This window comes from Microbacterium sp. AC215 (genome assembly GCF_979258645.1).
This window is the reverse complement of sequence record NZ_OZ409869.1, coordinates 503,784-523,259: the sequence shown is the minus strand read 5'-3', so window position 1 is coordinate 523,259 and position 19,476 is coordinate 503,784. Positions and strand designations below refer to the sequence as shown.

General features: G+C 68.1%; 17 protein-coding genes. All 17 read right to left on the bottom strand.

Annotated elements, in window-relative coordinates:
• Positions 1–12: 12 nt before the first annotated feature.
• Positions 13–921 carry a guanylate kinase gene (gene gmk, locus ACZZZF_RS02720; protein WP_187249657.1) on the bottom strand — a complete coding sequence of 303 codons (909 nt, stop codon included), beginning with the start codon at positions 919–921 and terminating at the stop codon, positions 13–15.
• On the bottom strand, positions 914–1,759 hold the full coding sequence (gene pyrF, locus ACZZZF_RS02715; RefSeq protein ID WP_053096118.1) for an orotidine-5'-phosphate decarboxylase: 846 nt from the start codon (positions 1,757–1,759) through the stop codon (positions 914–916). Before pyrF ends, gmk begins: the two co-directional genes overlap by 8 nt.
• Positions 1,756–5,043, bottom strand: coding sequence for a carbamoyl-phosphate synthase large subunit (carB, locus tag ACZZZF_RS02710; protein WP_463496991.1), 3,288 nt, complete (start codon positions 5,041–5,043; stop codon positions 1,756–1,758). Before carB ends, pyrF begins: the two co-directional genes overlap by 4 nt.
• Entirely contained in the window at positions 5,043–6,188 is a 1,146-nt protein-coding gene (gene carA, locus ACZZZF_RS02705; protein WP_394194110.1) for a glutamine-hydrolyzing carbamoyl-phosphate synthase small subunit, read from the bottom strand. The genes carB and carA overlap by 1 nt, the downstream gene beginning before the upstream one ends.
• Positions 6,185–6,712: a PH-like domain-containing protein gene (locus ACZZZF_RS02700; RefSeq protein ID WP_320488322.1), complete on the bottom strand. Its 528-nt coding sequence runs from the start codon at positions 6,710–6,712 to the stop codon at positions 6,185–6,187. The genes carA and ACZZZF_RS02700 overlap by 4 nt, the downstream gene beginning before the upstream one ends.
• Positions 6,709–8,013 carry a dihydroorotase gene (locus ACZZZF_RS02695; RefSeq protein ID WP_056278771.1) on the bottom strand — a complete coding sequence of 435 codons (1,305 nt, stop codon included), beginning with the start codon at positions 8,011–8,013 and terminating at the stop codon, positions 6,709–6,711. The genes ACZZZF_RS02700 and ACZZZF_RS02695 overlap by 4 nt, the downstream gene beginning before the upstream one ends.
• Positions 8,010–8,975: an aspartate carbamoyltransferase catalytic subunit gene (locus tag ACZZZF_RS02690; RefSeq protein ID WP_463496989.1), complete on the bottom strand. Its 966-nt coding sequence runs from the start codon at positions 8,973–8,975 to the stop codon at positions 8,010–8,012. The genes ACZZZF_RS02695 and ACZZZF_RS02690 overlap by 4 nt, the downstream gene beginning before the upstream one ends.
• The gene (gene pyrR, locus ACZZZF_RS02685) at positions 8,972–9,502 is read right to left on the bottom strand and encodes a bifunctional pyr operon transcriptional regulator/uracil phosphoribosyltransferase PyrR (protein WP_056278772.1); all 531 of its coding nucleotides are present in this window, start codon (positions 9,500–9,502) and stop codon (positions 8,972–8,974) included. Before pyrR ends, ACZZZF_RS02690 begins: the two co-directional genes overlap by 4 nt.
• Before the next feature lie 68 nt (positions 9,503–9,570).
• Positions 9,571–10,104: a hypothetical protein gene (locus ACZZZF_RS02680; RefSeq protein WP_150115069.1), complete on the bottom strand. Its 534-nt coding sequence runs from the start codon at positions 10,102–10,104 to the stop codon at positions 9,571–9,573.
• 52 nt (positions 10,105–10,156) lie between these two features.
• Positions 10,157–11,734 (bottom strand): Rieske 2Fe-2S domain-containing protein, encoded by a 1,578-nt coding sequence (locus tag ACZZZF_RS02675; protein WP_463496987.1) that lies wholly within the window; start codon positions 11,732–11,734, stop codon positions 10,157–10,159.
• Positions 11,735–11,809: 75 nt separating this feature from the next.
• Positions 11,810–15,109, bottom strand: a complete 3,300-nt coding sequence (locus tag ACZZZF_RS02670; protein WP_363520678.1) for a DEAD/DEAH box helicase — start codon at positions 15,107–15,109, stop codon at positions 11,810–11,812.
• 56 nt (positions 15,110–15,165) lie between these two features.
• Positions 15,166–15,576: a transcription antitermination factor NusB gene (gene nusB, locus ACZZZF_RS02665; protein ID WP_053096135.1), complete on the bottom strand. Its 411-nt coding sequence runs from the start codon at positions 15,574–15,576 to the stop codon at positions 15,166–15,168.
• A 3-nt stretch (positions 15,577–15,579) separates the two neighbouring features.
• Complete coding sequence (gene efp, locus ACZZZF_RS02660) at positions 15,580–16,140, bottom strand: elongation factor P (RefSeq protein ID WP_053096137.1); 561 nt, start codon at positions 16,138–16,140, stop codon at positions 15,580–15,582.
• A 75-nt stretch (positions 16,141–16,215) separates the two neighbouring features.
• Positions 16,216–16,653: a type II 3-dehydroquinate dehydratase gene (aroQ, locus tag ACZZZF_RS02655; protein ID WP_056278775.1), complete on the bottom strand. Its 438-nt coding sequence runs from the start codon at positions 16,651–16,653 to the stop codon at positions 16,216–16,218.
• Positions 16,650–17,738: a 3-dehydroquinate synthase gene (gene aroB, locus ACZZZF_RS02650; protein WP_463496985.1), complete on the bottom strand. Its 1,089-nt coding sequence runs from the start codon at positions 17,736–17,738 to the stop codon at positions 16,650–16,652. The genes aroQ and aroB overlap by 4 nt, the downstream gene beginning before the upstream one ends.
• Entirely contained in the window at positions 17,735–18,253 is a 519-nt protein-coding gene (locus ACZZZF_RS02645) for a shikimate kinase (protein WP_363520671.1), read from the bottom strand. Before ACZZZF_RS02645 ends, aroB begins: the two co-directional genes overlap by 4 nt.
• A complete protein-coding gene (gene aroC, locus ACZZZF_RS02640) occupies positions 18,237–19,466 on the bottom strand; it encodes a chorismate synthase (RefSeq protein ID WP_463496983.1) in 1,230 nt (409 codons plus the stop codon). Before aroC ends, ACZZZF_RS02645 begins: the two co-directional genes overlap by 17 nt.
• Positions 19,467–19,476: the final 10 nt, after the last annotated feature.

Sequence of the window (19,476 nt, the reverse complement as noted above, 5' to 3'; positions counted from 1 at the left end):
GCGCGAAGACGCTCAGCGCGCAGAGCTCGAAGACAATTCTACGACCTCCGCGGCCGCAGCGGCGACGTCCTCGTTCACGATGAGGTGGTCGAACTCGTTCTGCGCTGCCAATTCGACCTTCGCGGTGCGCAGTCTGCGAGCGCGTTCCTCCGCGCCCTCCGTGCCTCGTCCGACCAGCCGCTGGACGAGTTCGTCCCAGGTCGGAGGCAGCAGGAAGATGAGCGTGGCAGCAGGCTCCGCCTTGCGCACCTGGCGCGCGCCCTGCAGGTCGATCTCGAGCAGCACGGTCTTGCCTGCAGCGAGAGCGGCGTCGATCGGAGCCCGCGGCGTGCCGTAGCGCGACTTGTTGTGGACGACGGCGTACTCCAGGAGTTCGTCGTCTGCGATCAGACGGTCGAACTCCGCATCGTCGACGAAGTAGTAGTGCACGCCATCGATCTCGCCAGGTCGCGGTGCGCGCGTCGTCGCCGAGACCGACAGATGGATCTCGGGGTTGTGCTCACGGATGTGGGCGGCGACGGTGCCCTTGCCGACTGCCGTGGGCCCGGCGAGCACGAGCAGACGGCTTCGTGCGCCACGCGGCTCGAGCAGCGGGAAGCGCGCGTCGAGCCACTGCGAGAGCGCCACCCGCTGGCGGACGCCGAGCCCTCCCAGTCGCTTGACCGGCGAGATGTGCAGCTCTGCCAGGATGCGGTCGCGCTTGCCCGCGCCGATCGCAGGGAGAGCGAGCAGGAAGTCCGTGATGCGCATGGACCCCTCGACCGAGTCCGGGTCTGCGGTCGCCCGCTCGAGCACGGCCTGCGGTGTGACGACACGCGTGGTCAGATCGCGCTTGAGCGATGCGCGGGCGCGGCGCCGTTCGACCGCCTTGCGTGCGGCGGCAGCGCGGTCGACCTCGGGGACGGGACGGGACTCAGCCACGGCCGGCCTCCCTGTACTCTGCGACGCGGGCGTCGATGGCGGCGGCGAGACCGGCGGGTCCGGCCGAGAGGATGCTGCGGCTCTCGCTCGCGATGACGGCGGCGCTCATCGAACCGAACCGGCGGTGCAGGTCTGACGGCGTCGCACCCTGCGTGCCGAATCCCGGAGCGAGGATGGGTGCCACCGGTGCGAAGGCGGCGATGCCGGCATCCGTCCAGTCCACGGTCGCGCCGATGACGAAGCCGAAGCTCCCCCACTCCCCTGCGGGCGTGTGCTCGGTGTTGCGCGCCGAGACCACCGAGACGATGTCCGCCGAGACGGCACGGCCGGTCTCGGAGATCGAGCGCTGCAGGACCTCGGCTTCGGGGTTGCTCGTGGCAGCCAGCACGAACAGACCCTTGTCGTGCTGATCGGCGAGGGCGAAGGCGCCGTCGAGCGCGCCGACACCCAGGAACGGGTTCACGGTGAGGGCGTCAGCCTCGAGCGGAGACCCCGGGGTGAGCCAGGCAGCCGCGTAGGCGTCCATGGTCGACCCGATGTCGCCGCGCTTGGCATCCGCGATCACGAGGAGGCCGGCGTCCCTCGCAGCTGCGATGACCTCTTCGAGCGCCGCGAATCCTGCGGATCCGAAGCGCTCGAAGAACGACACCTGAGGCTTCACGATCGCGGCACGGCCCGCCGCGGCCTCGACCGTGCGCAGCCCGAACTCCCGGACGCCCGAGGCGTCGTCGCCGAGGCCCCAGGATCCGAGCAGGGCGGCGTGCGGGTCGATGCCCACGCACAGCGGGCCGTGCGCCGCGAGGGCGACACGGACCCGTTCGCCGAAGCGTGCGCTCACACTGCGGCCTTCCGGTCGAGGGCGTACTCCTGCAGGCTCTTCACCTGGAAGCCCTCGTGCGCTGCATCCATACCGCTCACGGCGGCGCCGAGCACCGCCATCGTGGTGAACAGCGCCTTGTCGGCCGCGACAGCCGCCGCGCGGATCTCATAGCCGTCTGCACGCGCCGCGCCCCCGGACGGGGTGTTCACGACGATGTCGATCGAGCCGTCGTTGATGAGGTCGACGACGTTCGTCGCGCCGGACTCCTGGGTCTCGCTGTACTTCTCGACCACCGTCACCGCGATGCCGTTGCGCGAGAGGATCTCGGCAGTGCCCTCGGTGGCCACGATCGTGAACCCCAGCTGCTGCAGGCGATGCGCCGGCAGGATCACGGCGCGCTTGTCGGAGTCCGCGACCGAGATGAACACCGTGCCGGAGGTCGGCATTCCGCCGTACGCGGCCGCCTGGCTCTTGGCGAACGCGGTCGGGAAGTCGCGGTCGATGCCCATGACCTCGCCGGTCGAGCGCATCTCCGGGCCGAGGATCGAGTCGACGGTCTTGCCGTCGGCCGTACGGAACCGCTTGAACGGAAGCACGGCCTCCTTGACCGAGACGGGGGCGTCGAGGGGCACTCGCGAGCCGTCCTGCTCGGGCAGCATGCCCTCGGCGCGGAGCTCCGCGATCGTCGACCCCACCATCACACGGCTCGCGGCCTTGGCCATCGGGATGCCCAGCGCCTTCGAGACGAAGGGCACGGTGCGGCTCGCGCGCGGGTTCGCCTCGATCACGTAGAGGACGCCGGCGCTGATCGCGAACTGCACGTTGAGCAGGCCACGGACGCCCACGCCCTTCGCGATCGCGAGTGTCGCCTCGCGCACCCGGTCGATGTCGGTGCGGCCGAGCGAGACGGGCGGAAGGGTGCAGCTCGAGTCGCCCGAGTGGATGCCGGCCTCTTCGAGGTGCTCCATCACGCCGCCGATGAACAGTTCGGTGCCGTCGTAGAGGGCGTCGACATCGAGCTCGATCGCGTCATCGAGGAAGCGATCGACGAGCAGGGGCTTGCCCTCCTCGATGATGACCTCGCCCGCCGTGCGCACGAAGTACTCGCGCAGCGACTCGGAGCTGTAGACGATCTCCATGCCGCGTCCGCCGAGCACGAAGCTCGGACGCACGAGCACCGGGTATCCGATCTCCTCGGCGACGGCCACCGCGCCGTCCGCGTCCACAGCGGTGCCGTGGCGCGGGGCGATGAGGCCTGCCGTGTCGAGCAGCTGCGAGAACAGCTCGCGCTCCTCGGCGATGTCGATGGCCTCGGGGCTGGTGCCGAGCACCTGGTAGCCGGCTGCCTCGATGCCCTTTGCGAGCCCCAGCGGCGTCTGGCCGCCGAGCTGGCAGACGACGCCGAGGATGGTGCCGCTCGCGGCTTCCGCGTCGAGCACCTCCAGCACGTCCTCGAGCGTGAGCGGCTCGAAGTAGAGCCGGTCGGACGTGTCATAGTCGGTGGACACCGTCTCGGGGTTGCAGTTGACCATGATGGTCTCGAAGCCGGCATCCGAGAGGGCGAACGACGCGTGCACGCACGAGTAGTCGAACTCGACGCCCTGACCGATGCGGTTCGGACCCGATCCGATGATCACGACCTTGGTGCGATCGGACGGTGTGACCTCGGTCTCGAAGTCGTAGCTCGAGTAGTGGTAAGGCGTGAGAGCCGGGAACTCGCCGGCGCAGGTGTCGACGGTCTTGAACACCGGACGGATGCCGAGTCCGTGGCGCACGCCGCGGATCTCCGCTTCCTTCTCGCCGCGGAGCTCCGCGATCTGCGCGTCGGAGAAGCCGTGCTCCTTGGCGTAGCGCAGCGTCGCCGCGTCGAGCTCCGGTGCCGTGCGCACGATCTCGGCGACCTCGTTGATCAGGACGATCTGGTCGATGAACCAGGGATCGATCGCCGTGGCCTCGAACGCCTGCTCGACCGTCGCGCCCTTGCGCAGCGCCTGCTGGAGGGTGACGATCCGACCGTCCGTCGGGACCTTCGAGATCTCGAGCAGCTCGTCGACGGAACGGCTCTCCGCGCCCCAGTGGAAGCTGGAACCGCGCTTCTCGAGCGAGCGCAGCGCCTTCTGCAGCGCGGTCGCGTAGTTGCGGCCGATCGCCATCGCCTCGCCGACCGACTTCATGGTGGTCGTCAGCGTCGCGTCAGCGGCCGGGAACTTCTCGAACGCGAACCGCGGCACCTTGACGACGACATAGTCGAGCGTGGGCTCGAAGCTCGCGGGGGTGACGCCCGTGATGTCGTTCGGGATCTCATCGAGACGGTAGCCGAGCGCCAGCTTCGCGGCGAGCTTCGCGATCGGGAACCCCGTGGCCTTGGAGGCCAGGGCGCTCGAGCGCGAGACGCGAGGGTTCATCTCGATGACGATGATGCGCCCGTTGCTCGGGTCGATGGCGAACTGGATGTTGCAGCCGCCGGTGTCGACGCCCACCGCGCGGATGATGTCGATGCCGATGTCGCGGAGCTTCTGGTATTCGCGGTCCGTGAGCGTCAGAGCGGGAGCCACGGTGATCGAGTCGCCCGTGTGCACGCCGACGGGGTCGACGTTCTCGATCGAGCAGACGACCACCGTGTTGTCGGCGGTGTCGCGCATGAGCTCGAGCTCGTACTCCTTCCAGCCGAGGATCGACTCCTCCAGGAGCACCTCCGTGGTCGGAGAGTCGCGCAGACCGGCACCGCCGATGCGACGCAGATCCGCCTCGTCGTAGGCGAAGCCGGACCCGAGACCGCCCATCGTGAACGAGGGGCGCACGACGAGCGGGTAGCCCAGCTCGGCCGCTCCCTCGAGCAGGTCGTCCATGGTGTGCGCGATGATGCTGCGGGCGACGTCGGCGCCGGCATCGAGGACGAGCTGCTTGAAGATCTGGCGGTCCTCGCCCTTGTTGATGGCTTCGAAGCTCGCACCGATCAGCTCGACGTCGTACTTCTCGAGGATGCCGTGGTTGTGCAACTCGATCGCGGCGTTCAGCGCCGTCTGCCCGCCGAGGGTCGGCAGGATCGCGTCGGGACGCTCCTTCGCGATGATCGTCTCGATGACCTGCCAGGTGATCGGCTCGATGTACGTCGCGTCGGCGAAGTCGGGGTCGGTCATGATCGTCGCCGGGTTGGAGTTGACCAGGATGACCCTCACGCCCTCCTCGCGCAGGACGCGGCAGGCCTGGGTGCCGGAGTAGTCGAACTCGCACGCCTGACCGATGACGATCGGGCCGGAGCCGATGACGAGAACGGAGTTGATGTCGTCGCGCTTGGGCATTACTTGGTGTCCTTCTTGCTGGCGATGACCATGTCACGGAACCGGTCGAAGAGATAGTTGGCGTCGTGCGGTCCGGCCGCAGCCTCCGGGTGGTACTGCACCGAGAACGCCGGGATGTCGAGAGCGCGGAGGCCCTCGACCACGTTGTCGTTCAGGCCGATGTGGCTGACCTCGACCTTGCCGTAGCCCTGGGGGCTGTCGAACGAGCCCTCCAGCGGCGCATCCACGGCGAACCCGTGGTTGTGCGCGGTGATCTCGACGCGTCCGGTGGACTTGTCGAGTACGGGCTGGTTGATGCCGCGGTGCCCGAACGGCAGCTTGTAGGTGCCGAGACCCAGCGCCCTGCCGAGCAGCTGGTTGCCGAAGCAGATGCCGAAGAAGGGCAGCCCGTCGTCGAGCACCGAGCGCAGCAGCTCGACGTGGTCGCCGGAGGCTGCGGGGTCGCCAGGGCCGTTCGAGTAGAAGACCGCGACGGGATCGATCGCACGGATGTCATCGATCGTGACGTTCTGAGGCAGGACGTGCACCTCGAAGCCACGGGCCGCCAGGTTGTCGATCGTGGCCTGCTTGACGCCGAGGTCGAGGACGGCGAGATTGCCGACCCGCTCCCCCATCGCCGTCGTGACCGTGGCGACGTCGACCGAGACCTGCGCCGAGAGGTTCTGGCCGGCCATCTGAGGCGCCTCGCGCACGAGGCGCAGCTGCTCGTCGGCGTCGATCTGCGCGGCCTCGCCCGAGAAGACGCCGCCGCGCATAGACCCGGCAGAGCGGATGTGCCGCGTGATCGATCGGGTGTCGATGCCGCTGATGCCGACGATGCCGTCCCGCTCGAGGATCTCGTCCAGCGAAGCGGTCGCACGCCAGTTCGAGACGACTCGTGAGGGGTCGCGCACGATGTAGCCGGCGACCCAGATGCGACGGGACTCAGGGTCCTCGTCGTTCATGCCGGTGTTGCCGATGTGCGGGGCCGTCTGCAGGACGATCTGGCCCGCGTACGACGGGTCGGTGAGCGTCTCCTGGTATCCGGACATGCCGGTCGAGAAGACGACCTCGCCGAAGGTGGTGCCCAGCGCGCCGTATGCACGGCCGACGTGGCGGGTCCCGTCTTCGAGGACGAGGACGGCGGGTTCGGGGAGGGCTGTCATGACGTTGCTCCTGTGTCGGGGGCGGCGGTGTCGTCCGTGGCGGGGACGAGGCGCTGCAGTTCTGAGATGAAGTTCTGGGGATCGCCGTCGGTGACCCGGAGATACGAGTCGACGATCGTGTCGTCGTCCGCATTCCAGGCGACGCGGACGAGTCCACCCGGTTCGACGACGCGGTCGATCGTCACCGTGGCGCGGTCGACGCTCGCGAGTCGTGCAGAGGCGAGGAAGACGGTCGGCGCACCGTCGAGGCAGAGTGCGAGTCCGCGATCGGTGACCGCAGCCTCTCCCCTGGCGCGATAGGCGAGCGGCCGGATGGCGAGGCGCTCCAGCGGCTGATCGTGCTTCGTCGTCGAGACGTAGAGCACCTCGTGACGGTCGAGGACCTCCGCATGCTCCGGCACGCCCAAGGGAGCCGCCAGACCCGAGTCGCGTCGGAGTCGTCGGCGCCACGCCGTGAACATGGCGACCAGGACGAGTGCCGCCACGGCGATCGTGATCGCGATGGCGATGTCGCGCGTGCTCATGCGTTCAGCTCCTCGACCACGGATCCGCCGTCGACTGTCAGCAGCCCGCGGTGGATCGTGAACTCGACGCGGCCGGGGAGGTCGCGACCGAGGTACGGCGAGTTCACACTCCGACCGTGCAGGTCGGATTCGGTGAAGACGCCGGCGGCGGACGGGTCGTAGAGGGTGATCTGCGCAGCAGCACCGGCCTGCAGGGGCAGCCCATGATCGGACAGACGTCCGATCCGCGCGGGGGCCGCACTCATCACCCGGGCGACGTCCTCCCAGCCGATCAGGCCGGTCTGCACCATCGACTGGTGCACGACGCGCAGGGCGCTCTCGAGTCCGACCATGCCGTTGGCTGCGGCCTGCCACTCGCACGACTTGTGCTCGCTCGGGTGCGGGGCGTGATCGGTCGCCACGATGTCGATGGTGCCGTCGGCGAGGCCCTCGCGCACCGCCATGACGTCTTCCTCACGGCGCAGCGGCGGGTTGACCTTGTAGCGAGCGTCGTAGCCGCGCACCAGTTCATCGGTGAGCAGGAGGTGGTGCGGGGTGACCTCGGCCGTGACGTTGATCCCCCGCTTCTTCGCCCAGCGGATGATGTCGACGGAGCCTGCCGTCGACAGGTGGCACACGTGCAGTCGGGATCCGACATGCTCCGCGAGGAGCACATCGCGAGCGATGATCGACTCCTCCGCGACCGCCGGCCATCCGGCGAGTCCGAGCTCGGCCGACACGGTGCCCTCGTTCATCTGGGCGCCCTCGGTGAGGCGTGGATCCTGAGCGTGCTGCGCGATGACTCCGTCGAACGACTTCACATACTCGAGTGCGCGCCGCATGATCAGCGGATCGAAGACGCAGAAGCCGTCGTCGCTGAAGACGCGCACCTGGGCGCGCGAGGTGGCCATCGCACCGAGTTCGGCGAGGCGCTCGCCCTTCTGACCCACGGTGACGGCGCCGATGGGCTGCACGGTCGCGTACCCGGCGGCCTCGCCCAGGGCGAGCTCCTGCTCGACCACACCGGCCGTGTCCGCGACCGGCGAGGTGTTCGGCATCGCGAACACCGCCGTGAACCCGCCTGCCGCCGCAGCACGGGTCCCGGTGAGGATCGTCTCGGAGGCTTCGTAGCCCGGCTCCCGGAGGTGGGTGTGCAGGTCGACGAGTCCGGGAAGGGCCACCAGGCCGTCGGCGTCGATGACTCGCGCACCGGAGCGGCTCAGTCCGGTGCCGATCTCGGAGATCTGCCCGTTCTCCACGATGATGTCGGCGCGCTCGGCACCGAGAAGCTGTGCTCCGGTGATGACGAGGGTCTCGCTCACTGGTCTCCCCCTCGTTCGTCGTCTCGTTCTCCTGCAAGGAGCAGGTACAGCACCGCCATGCGGATGGACACCCCGTTCGTCACCTGTTCCAGCACTGTCGAGCGCGGGGAATCTGCGGCTTCGGAGGATATCTCCAACCCTCGGTTCATGGGTCCGGGGTGCATCACAATGCTACCGTCCGGAAGGCCGGCCACACGCAGTGCGTCCAGACCCCATCGCCTGGAATACTCCCGCTCAGTGGGGAAATATGCAGCGCTCATCCGTTCGAGCTGGATGCGGAGCATCATCACGGCGTCCGGACCGTCTACCAGAGCCTGATCGAGGTCGTAGACGACCTTCGCAGGCCAGAGCGAGACGTTCTGCGGCACCAGGGTGGGCGGCGCGACCAGGGTGACCTCGGCGCCGAGCGTGGCGAGCAGCCAGACGTTCGACCGTGCGACGCGGGAGTGGAGCACGTCGCCGACGATCACGACCCGGATGCCGGCGAGATCACGACCGCGGCTGTCGGCGCCGAAGCGCCGTTTGCGGATCGTGAACGCGTCGAGGAGAGCCTGGGTCGGATGCTCGTGCGTGCCGTCGCCGGCGTTCACGACTCCGGCGGAGATCCACCCGCTGGTCGCGAGGGTCTGCGGGGCGCCGGAGGCGGGATGGCGGATGACGACCGCATCCGCTCCCATCGCCTGCAGCGTCTGGGCGGTGTCCTTGAGGCTCTCGCCCTTCGACACGCTCGAGCCCTTGGCTGCGAAGTTGATCACATCGGCTGAAAGGCGCTTCGCAGCGGCTTCGAAGGAGATGCGGGTGCGGGTCGAGTCCTCGAAGAACAGATTCACGACCGTCTTGCCGCGAAGGGTCGGAAGCTTCTTGACCTCGCGCGACTGGGTGTCGGACATGTCTTCGGCGACATCGAGGATGCGTAGAGCCGACTCTCGGTCGAGGGTGCGGGTATCCAGCAGGTGTCTCATGCTTCGATCGTCACCTCTTCGGTGCCGTCGTGCTCGGTCAGCCGGACGTTGACGCGCTCCTGGCGAGACGACGGGATGTTCTTGCCGACGAAGTCGGGGCGGATCGGGAGTTCCCGGTGGCCGCGATCGACGAGGATCGCGAGGCGGACGATCGACGGGCGACCGATCGACTGCAGCGCGTCGAGTGCGGCGCGGATGCTGCGGCCGGAGAACAGCACGTCGTCGACGAGGACGACGGTCCTGCCGTCGATCCCGCCGGCAGGGATGTCCGTGGGCCGCGGAGAACGCGTCGGCTGCGAGGCGAGGTCGTCACGGAAGAGCGTGACGTCCAAAGCCCCCACCGGAACGGTGGTCTGCGCGATGGCGCCGATCGCTGCGGACAGGCGGTGGGCGAGAGTGACGCCGCGGGTCGGAATGCCCAGCAGGACGAGGTTCTCAGCCCCTCGATTGGATTCGAGGATCTCGTGCGCGATACGGGTGAGAGCCCGCGAGATATCGGCTTCGTGCAGCACGGTTCGTGCAGACATCGGCCGCTCCCTTCTCCGCCTCACAGGACGGTGTTAAAGGTTGCTTGATGGCACCAGTCTAGCGTGCGTCAGTGCCAGCCCAGGACCTCTCGGACGACCGCCTGCGAGACGGGGGAACCGTCATCCGGGACTCCGGCGAGCGACTCGTGCGAGAGCATCGCGCCTTCCAGGCCCGCTGCCGCGGTGATCTGCTCGAGGGCGTCGCGCACGCGAGGAGCCGCGGCTCTCGAGTAGGGCGGCGCACCGCGACGCGAGGTGTGGGGAAAGACGATCAGCTCCGACACGAGGGGTCCGACGGGACGGGACGCGACGACGACCAGCGTCGGCGACAGCACACGCTGGAACGCCCGGGGGACGGGGAACGGGAGTTCGTCGATCACGAGCCCGAGCAGTGCGCGCCTCTTCGACTTCTCCTCGTCCCCGATCTCCAGCGCGACGGCCGTCCACTCGGATCCGCGGCCTCTCAGCTTCTCGTCGAAGCCATCGTGCCGTTGCTCGAAACCGGCGTCCTCGAGGAATTCCACGGCCACCCGGATCAGCCGTTCCGGCGTGGAGCGGGTGATCCATCGAGCCCCGCGGAGAGGCCCCGTGAACATCGGCATCGGCGTTCGAGCGTCGCGCCCCGATCCGTGCGGGTGCGAGGAACGAACCACGTCAGCTGGCCTCGCGAAGCACTGCGTCGGTGACCTCGTCGATCTTCGTGGAGCGGATCGGGTGGCCGCTCGTCGACAGGCAGCGGCCTGTGTTGAGGTCCCACTTCCAGTCGTGCATGCTGCAGGTCAGGATGCCGTCGTCGTCGACCTTTCCGGTCTTGGTCAGGTCGGCGCGCAGGTGGGGGCAGCGACGCTGCACGACCCAGTCGCCGATCTCGGCATCCTCGGTCTGGTCCGTCTGCTCCTGATACCAGTTCTCGACGTACTCGATGCGATCGACCGAGAGGCACTTGAGGAACGTCGTGAGGAACTCGTTGAACTTTCCGCTGCGCCCCACCTCGAACTGCATCGAGAGGAAGATCGAGTTCGACCAGTCGATCTCGTGGTCGCGGATGTTCGTCGAGACGAGGTCGGCGGGGATCGTGTACCAGTAGATGCACTCCTCGCCCGCGTACTCGCGAACCTTCGCGCGGGGGAAGTCCACGACCATGTCGAGGTCGCCGATCCTGAAGCGCACGCATCCCCCGACTCCGAGTCGGATCGTGCGCGACTTCTTCAGCAGCGGCTCCCACCAGGTCTTCAGCTCCTCGAGCATCTCGGCGGCGGGCATGACCTCGGCGCGCGACGCCTCCTCGTCACGGATCTCCCGCTGTCGGGAGGCGCGCTGCTCCTCGAGGTAGTCCCACTTCTCGTCGAAGATGTGGGCGAGCTCGGCCTCGGTATAGAGCGACTGCTCGGTGGACACGGAGCCGCTCTCGACGGTGACCACCGTGCCCGGCACGAACAGATGTCCGTCGTACTGGGGCGAGAGCTCCTTCATGTGGGCCAGGAACTGCTTCTGGTCGGTGAAGATCGATTCGCCGTTGCGCCCGACGCCGTTGAAATCGAAGAGCTCGTCGCGCAGGAACATCGGCGGACCGGCCATCGGGAAGACGTGAGGCGCGTCCACCTTGTCGATGTAGTACATCGCCCGCTTGTTCTGCGCGTCGCGCTTGAGCTTCGCGAAGTTCTGCTTCGCATCCAGCGGCAGGGCATAGACCATGGGCCACCAGATCGCACCCGAGACCTGAGTGAAGTACGCGTCGGGCTTGCCGAAGTGCAGCAGCGTGTCGAGATCGAGCGGGTGCGAGTCGTTCTGGTTGAGCACCGAGCCGGTGCCGTCGTCGACGCTCAGCGACGAGTCTCCGATGGGTCCGTCGCTCGGAGCGCGCAGCGGAGTGATCATGATCTTCAGATCGCCGCGCTCGATGATCTCGCCGGCCGGGGCGTAGGTGATGTTCGTGTAGCCCAGCGCCCTGATGTCCTGCTCGAGGTCATCGATCGGGTACTCGGGCAGCAGCACCTCGATGTCCTTGCGGATGTAGCGCTCGAGGAGCCGCGGATCGAAGTGGTCGCGGTGCCGGTGCGAGATGTACAGGAAGTCCGCTTCGCGTCCGAAACGCTCCCAGTCGAGCCCGCGGTTGTCGGGGAACGGGAACCACGAGCCGAAGAACGAGGGCCCGAGAACCGGGTCGCAGATGATGTTCCCGCCGACCGTCTCGATGAACATCCCGGCGTGGCCGAGTCCCGTGATCCGCATGCATTCCTCCTGAAGTGAACCGTTCGATTCTACCGACGGGGTCCTGGGCGGACGCGGTGACCCGGCCGGGAGAAATCACGCGCCGTCGAACAGACCCTTGATGTCGTCTGCGGTGAGGGACTGCGCGAACAGCTCGTCGTCGTCCATCACCGCGGTGAAGAGCCTGGCCTTGCGGCGCTGCAGCTCGAGCACCTTCTCCTCGATCGTGCCGGTCGAGATCATCCGGTAGACGAACACCTGATTGGTCTGACCGATGCGGTGCGTGCGGTCGATCGCCTGCTCCTCGGCCGCGGGATTCCACCACGGATCGAGGAGGAACACGTAGTCGGCTTCCGTCAGCGTGAGTCCGAACCCACCCGCCTTCAAGCTAATGAGGAAGACCGGCTGCTCCCCCGACTTGAAGCCGTCGATCACCTGCTCTCTGCGGCGCGTCGAGCCGTCGAGATGCGCATACGGGATGCCGGCGGCCTCGAGCCGGGCAGCCGCGAGGTCGAGGAACGACGTGAACTGGCTGAAGACCAGAGCACGGTGCCCTTCGGCCTGCAGTTCGGCGACGCGCTCGAGCAGTGTGTCGAGCTTGCTCGACCCGATCTCGGCGTCGGCCTCGTCGACGAGCGCGGGAGCGAGGCTCAGCATGCGCAGCAGGGTGAGCGAGCGGAACACGATGAAGCGGTTGCGATCGAGGTCGTCGATCAGCCCCAGGACCTTCTGCCGTTCGCGCTGCAGCACGACGTCGTAGAGGGCCCTGTGCGCCGGGCTCAGCTCGACCTCGAGCAGCTGCTCCTGCTTCGCCGGCAGGTCGGGAGCGACGAGCTCCTTGGTACGTCGCAGCATCAGGGGTCTCACACGACGACGCAGCTGAGCGAGGCGCCGTGCGCGGTACTCGCCGCCCTCCTCGTTCTCGGGCACCTTGCCCTTCTCGATCGGCTGGATGTAGCGGTCCTTGAACTTCCGAGCCGAGGGGAAAAGGCCGGGGGCGGCGAGCTTGAGCAGCGACCACAGCTCGGAGAGGCTGTTCTCCATCGGGGTTCCCGTGACCGCGTACGTGACGTCGGCATGGAATGTCGAGATGGCGCGGTGGAGCCGCGTCTTGGGGTTCTTGACGAACTGGGCCTCATCGAGGATCAGTCCGGCCCACTCGATCTCGCGGAACTCCTCTTCGTCTAGTCGGGCGACCGTGTACGAGCTCACGACGAGATCGCTCGACCGGGCCGCCGCCCTCAGGACGTCGGCCCGTTTCCCGCTCGTGCTGTCGACGATGGAGACACGAAGCCCGGGAGTGAATCGGGCCGCCTCCGACCGCCACGTGCTCAGGACAGACGTGGGGGCCAGCACCAGGAACGGTCTCGTCTCGCCGGCATCCCGCGTGTGCTGGACGAACGTGAGGAGCTGCAGGGTCTTGCCCAGGCCCATGTCGTCGGCGAGGATCCCGCCCAGTCGGTGACGCCACAGGAAGACAAGCCAGTCGAAGCCGGCCTTCTGATAAGGGCGGAGATCGGCCTGCACTCCCGCAGGAACGGGCGTCGGCGGAACCCCCGTGGCCTGACGGAGCCCGTCGGCCGTGGCGCGCCAGCTGACAGCCGGCTGGGCCTCGTCGGCGAGGTCTTCGAACTCCTCCCACAGATCGGTCTGGTAGCGACTGATGCGCGGACCGGTCTCCCACTCGTCGAGCTCGCCCGCCTCCTCGATGAGATCACGCAGACGATCCAGCGACGGGTGGTTGAGCGAGAAGTAGCCGCCGTCGGAGAGGAGCAGCTTCTTGCGCCCCCTGCTCAGCGCCGTGAACAGCGGTCCGAACGGGATGAGTCGACCGTCGATCGTCACGAGGATGCCGAGATCGAACCAGTCCGAGTCGGTCGATTCGACGGTCGTGACCTTGACCTCAGGATCCCCCGTCAGCTCGCGATACGCCTTGCGTTCTCCGTGGGACTCGACGCGGACGCCCACAGCCTCGAGCGCGGGAACGCCTTCCGCGATGAACGCCGCCGCATCGATGTCGTGGAACGAACCGCTCGGGCGGAAGCTCGTCGTGCGGAACTCCTGCCATGCCGCCTCGATCGCCGCGCGTCTGATCGTCTCGCTCTCGGCATCTCGCACCGCTGCGTCATTCCACGCGAACGGCACTCGGCCGAACGGACCGTACGACCACTCGAATGCGTAGCTGACGACGTCGCCGCGCTCGTAGCTGACCGTGAGCACCGCCTCCGGTTCGGGCACGTCGGGAAGCGCGACCTCCCCGACCGTGCGCACGGTGCTGCGCCGGGCCAGAAGCGGATAGGCGTCGGCGATGAACGCCTGCTCGTCGTCGGCCGGCACGAGGATAGGGTCGGAGGCCGCGAGCAGGGCGCGTGTCTGCTCGCTCAACGACACTTCGGCGAGGACGACCTCGATCCGCGCACCCACGAGGCTCGCCGCGTAGACACCCGTACGACCGATCGGATGCACCTCGCGGGCGGGAATCACTCGATCGTCGATGCGCACGTCGGCGGCGACCTCCAGAGCACCCTCCTCGGTGCGACTGATCTTCGCGGAGACGTCGGCCGCGGATGCGATCCGCACCGAGGCGCTCTTCTGACTGGGAACGAGAGGGATTCCGACGTCGGTGGCCGATCGGAGGTGCCTCCACAGCAGCGGCGACTCGACCTGGTCGAGGACGAGCCACTCGCCGGCATTGCCGGAGAGCAGCGAGTCCCGCGAGATGCTGAGGAGATCCCCGAACCAGCGGTTCTGGTCGCGACCGAACTGCGAGGCGTCGCGACGGACCGCATCCCAGCCTGCGCCGCCCTGGATCCATGCACCGGTCTGCGCGCTGCGCATCATCGGGCGGATCGCCAGAAGCAGCTCACCGCTCGGGCGGGCGAGATCGCGCGCGGTCGCCGCCCGGACGGGGCGCGGCCCCCAGTGGTTCTCGCTCCGAGACTCACGGTGACGCAGTTCGATGCCGAGAGCGAGGCGCTGCGGGTGCTGCGACACCGCAGGGTCGAGCAGGGTCCGCCACGACGCCACTGCGGCGGTGCGCGGTGCGGCGGGCTTCTGCTCCGCGTCGGGCTGCCGCTGGAGAGCCGCGGCCTGCTGCGAGTACTCGTGCACATTGGACGCGAGCAGCGTGGCGACCACGTGCTTGCAGCCGCTCCGCACCGGGCAGGTGCAGCGGGTCGTCCGAACCCGTCTCGTCCCGTTGGACGAGAGGAAGACGATCTCGGTCACATACTGGGCGTCCGAGCTGCCGCGCACATGGCCCTCGAGCTCGAGCAGATCCTCGTGCCACACCACGTCGAGCACATTGCCCTCGCGGAAGTACGCGAGACCGCGCTGGTAGCCCCCGACATCGGTGATCTGCATGAGGTCGCGAAGATCGACGTGCGGCGCGGGCATGGCCCCATCCTTCCCGCGGCCTCCGACATCTCGGAGACCGCGTCCCGAGTCGTCGCTCAGGCCGCGCGAGAGACGCGTGCGAGCACGCCGTGCACGAACGCGCCCGAATCGTCGGTGGAGAACTCCTTGGCGAGTTCGACCGCCTCATCGATGGCGACAGCGGTCGGCACCGCGTCATTGAACAGGATCTCCCAGACGCCGATGCGCAGCAGCGCGCGATCGACCGCGGGCATGCGCTCGATCCTCCAATCGCGGCTGTGGGTCGTGATCTGCTCGTCGATCTCGTCGTGGTGGTCGATGATGCCGTCCACCACCTCACGGGCGTAGAGCCAGGAGGCCTCGCGAGCGGGTTCGCTCGCGGCGCGCTTGGCCTCTGCGGCCAGGGTCACCGCGATCTCGTCTCCACGGACGTCGGCGGAGAAAAGGATGTCGAGTGCGCGCTTGCGCGCTTTCGTACGGGCGCTCACGCCTTACTTCTCGCGACCGAGGTAGTCGCCGGTGCGCGTGTCGACCTTGACCTTGGTGCCGGTCTCGACGAAGAGCGGCACCTGGATCTCGTAGCCCGTCTCGAGCGTGGCCGGCTTCGTTCCCGCCGACGAGCGGTCGCCCTGCACACCGGGCTCGCTGTAGGTGATCTCGAGGATCACGGACGCGGGGAGATCGATGTACAGCGGGTTGCCGTTGTTGAGCGCGATCGTGACCTGCTGGTTCTCGAGCAGGAAGTTCTTCGCGTCGCCGACGGTCGCAGCGGGGACCGTGATCTGGTCGTAGTCCGTCTGGTCCATGAACACGTACCCGTCACCATCGGTGTAGAGGTAGGTGAAGTCGCGACGGTCGACGTTCTCGATCTCGACCTTGGCGCCGGCGTTGAACGTCTTGTCGACGACCTTTCCGGTCATGACGTTCTTCAGCTTGGTGCGCACGAAGGCGCCACCCTTGCCGGGCTTGACGTGCTGGAACTCGACGACGCTCCAGAGCTGCCGCTCGATGCTCAGGACGACGCCGTTCTTGATGTCTGCGGTAGATGCCATGCGCTGGACTTTCCGTTTCTCGAGTCTGGGGGCCGCTCGCGTCCGGTCTGGACTGGGGTGGGCCGAGAGTCGATTCTACGGGATCAGCGCTGCGAGCTGCCGCACAGCGCTCGCGTAGCCGTCGACACCCTCGCCGATGACCCGCACCGCAGCGACATCGTGCAGGTACGAGTGGTGCCGGAACTCCTCACGTGCGTACACGTCGGAGATGTGCACCTCGGCGAACGGCAGCGCGACTCCCGTGAGCGCATCGCGCAGCGACACGCTCGTGTGCGTGAGCCCGCCCGGATTGATGATGATCGCCGCGCAGTCCGCGCGCGCGGCATGGATCGCGTCGATCAGCACACCCTCGTGATTGCTCTGCACAGCGCGGATCTCGAAGCCCTCGGCTGCGGCCGCCTCAGCGGTGAGTCGCTCCACATCGGCGAGCGTCGCCGTGCCGTAGACCTCGGGCTCGCGACTGCCGAGCAGGTTGAGGTTCGGCCCGTTCACGAGCAGGATGCGGCGGGTCATTCGCCGATCTCCTGGTAGGCGGCGAAGAGCAGCGACTCATCGGGTGCCTGCAGCACGGTGGGCTTCGCGATGTCGTCGAGAAGGATGAAGCGCAGCATGCCGCCGCGGCTCTTCTTGTCGCGCTGCATCGTCGCCAGCAGCTGCGGCCACGCACCGGCACGGTAGCCGGTCGGAAGGCCCAGCGACTCGAGGATCGTGCGGTGGCGCTCCGCTGCGGAGTCCGACAGTCGCCCCGCGAGTCGCGACAGCTCGGCGGCGTACAGCATGCCGATCGAGATCGCCGCGCCGTGCCGCCAGCGGTAGCGCTCGGCATGCTCGATGGCGTGGCCGAGCGTATGGCCGTAGTTGAGGATCTCGCGCTGCCCCGCCTCGCGGAAGTCGTCCGAGACGACCTGGGCCTTCATGTCGATCGCGAGCTCGACCGCACGCCGGAACTCCGGTGTGGTCGAGTCGACGGCGCGCACCGGATCGGCTTCGATGATGTCGAGGATCTCCGGTGCCCAGATGAACCCCGCCTTCACCACCTCGGCGAATCCGGCGGTCGCCTCGTTCGGGCTGAGGCTCGCCAGCTCGTCGAGATCGCCGATCACCGCACGGGGAGCCCAGAACGCTCCGACGAGGTTCTTGCCCTCAGCGGTGTTGATCCCCGTCTTGCCGCCCACGGAGGCATCGACGAGGCCGAGCACGGTGGTGGGCACCTGCACGAGCTGCACGCCGCGAAGCCAGGTCGCCGCGACGAATCCGGCGAGGTCGGTCACGGCGCCTCCGCCGTATCCGACGACCGCGTCCGAGCGCGTGAAGTCAGCCTGCCCCATGACCTGCCAGCAGAAGGCGGCGACCTCGATGCGCTTGCCCTGCTCGGCATCCGGCACCTCGGCGAGCAGGACCTCCCGCGGACCGTTCTCGACATCGGCGAGCAGCCTGTCACGAAGCTCTGCCGCACGCGCGGCCAGGGTCGGCGGGTGGACGACCAGCACCTTGCGGACTCCGGGATCGAGTGCCGCGGACACCCGATCGAGGATCCCCCGCCCGATGGCGATGTCGTAGGGGTTCTCGCCCGTCACGCTGATGGTTGTCGTAGTCATCCCAGTTCTCTCCTCCACGCCGCGATGTCGTCGGCGATGCGCTGCATGGGGCGCCGCGACGTGTCGAACGTCACGGATGCCACCTCGTCATACCAGTCTCGACGTTCTTCGAAGATCTGCGTCCATCGCCCGACAGGGTCGTCGCCCGCGAGCAGCGGTCGGCCGCCGCTCTGTATGCGGTCAGCCACCGCTGCGGGGGTGACCGTCAGGAAGACGACCGGGTGGTCGAGCAGCAGCCTCCTGGTCGCAGGGTCGGTCACCGCTCCCCCGCCCAGCGAGATCACGCCGCCCGCACGCAGCGCCTCTGCGACCTCGGCGCGTTCGAGCGCGCGGAAATGCGACTCCCCGTGCTCCTCGAAGATCAGGGGGATCGGGCCGTGCACCGCGACCACCCGTTTGTCCGTGTCGACGAAAGGGACGCCGAGCTTGCGCGCGACACGACGACCGACGCTGGTCTTGCCCGCCGCCATCGGGCCGACGAGCACCAGCGACAGCGGGTCAGCCGCGCTCGTCATGCGCGATGAGCGCCGCCTCGGACGCAGGCGTCGTCCGCAGCTCGGCCGGGATCGCAGCGAGGTAGGCGTCGAGGTTGCGGCGCGTCTCGCCGATGCTGTCGCCGCCGAACTTCTCGAGCACGGCGTTGGCGAGCTCGACGGCGACCATGGCCTCGGCCACGACGCCTGCCGCAGGCACGGCGCACACGTCGGATCGCTGATGGTGCGCCGTGGCATCCTCGCCGGACGCGATGTCGATCGTGCGCAGCGCGTGCGGCACGGTGGCGATCGGCTTCATGCCTGCACGAACGCGCAACACCGTGCCCGTCGACATCCCGCCCTCGGTGCCTCCGGCGCGGTCGGAGCCGCGCGAGATGCCGTCTGACGTCGCGAACAGCTCGTCGTGAGCCGCGGATCCGCGTCGTCGTGTGGTCTCGAAGCCGTCGCCGACCTCTACGCCCTTGATGGCCTGGATGCTCATGAGAGCCTGCGCCAGCCGCGCGTCCAGACGGCGATCCCAGTGGACGTGCGAGCCGAGTCCGGGCGGAAGACCGTAGGCGAGCACCTCGACGATCCCGCCGAGCGTGTCGCCGTCCTTCTTCGCGTCATCGACCTCGGCCACCATCAGGGCGGAAGTCGACGCGTCGAAGCAACGCAGCGGATCGGCGTCCAGCCGGTCCACGTCGTCCGGGGTCGGCAGCGCGGCGCCGTCGGGCACGCGCACCGGGCCGATCGAGAGGGTGTGGCTGACGAGACGGATGCCCAGCTCGCCGAGGAACGAGCGCGCGATGGCGCCGAGCGCCACCCTGGCCGCCGTCTCTCGGGCGCTGGCACGTTCGAGGATGGGTCGAGCCTCGTCGAAGTCGTACTTCTGCATGCCGACGAGATCGGCGTGTCCCGGCCGCGGGCGGGTCAGCGGTGCGCTCCGGCCACGCGACCTGTCTGTCAGCTCGACCGGCTCCGGGTTCATGACCTCGATCCACTTCGGCCACTCCGTGTTGCCGATGCGAAGAGCGATCGGGCTTCCGAGCGTCTTGCCGTGGCGGACGCCGCCCGAGATCGTCAGCTCGTCCTGCTCGAACTTCATGCGAGACCCTCGACCGTAGCCGAGCTTGCGTCGTGCGAGATCGGCCTGGATCGCCTCGGAGGACACCGGGACGCCCGAAGGCAGACCCTCCATGACGGCAATGAGTTCTGGGCCGTGCGATTCGCCGGCCGTGAGCACGCGGAGCATTGGTCTAGTC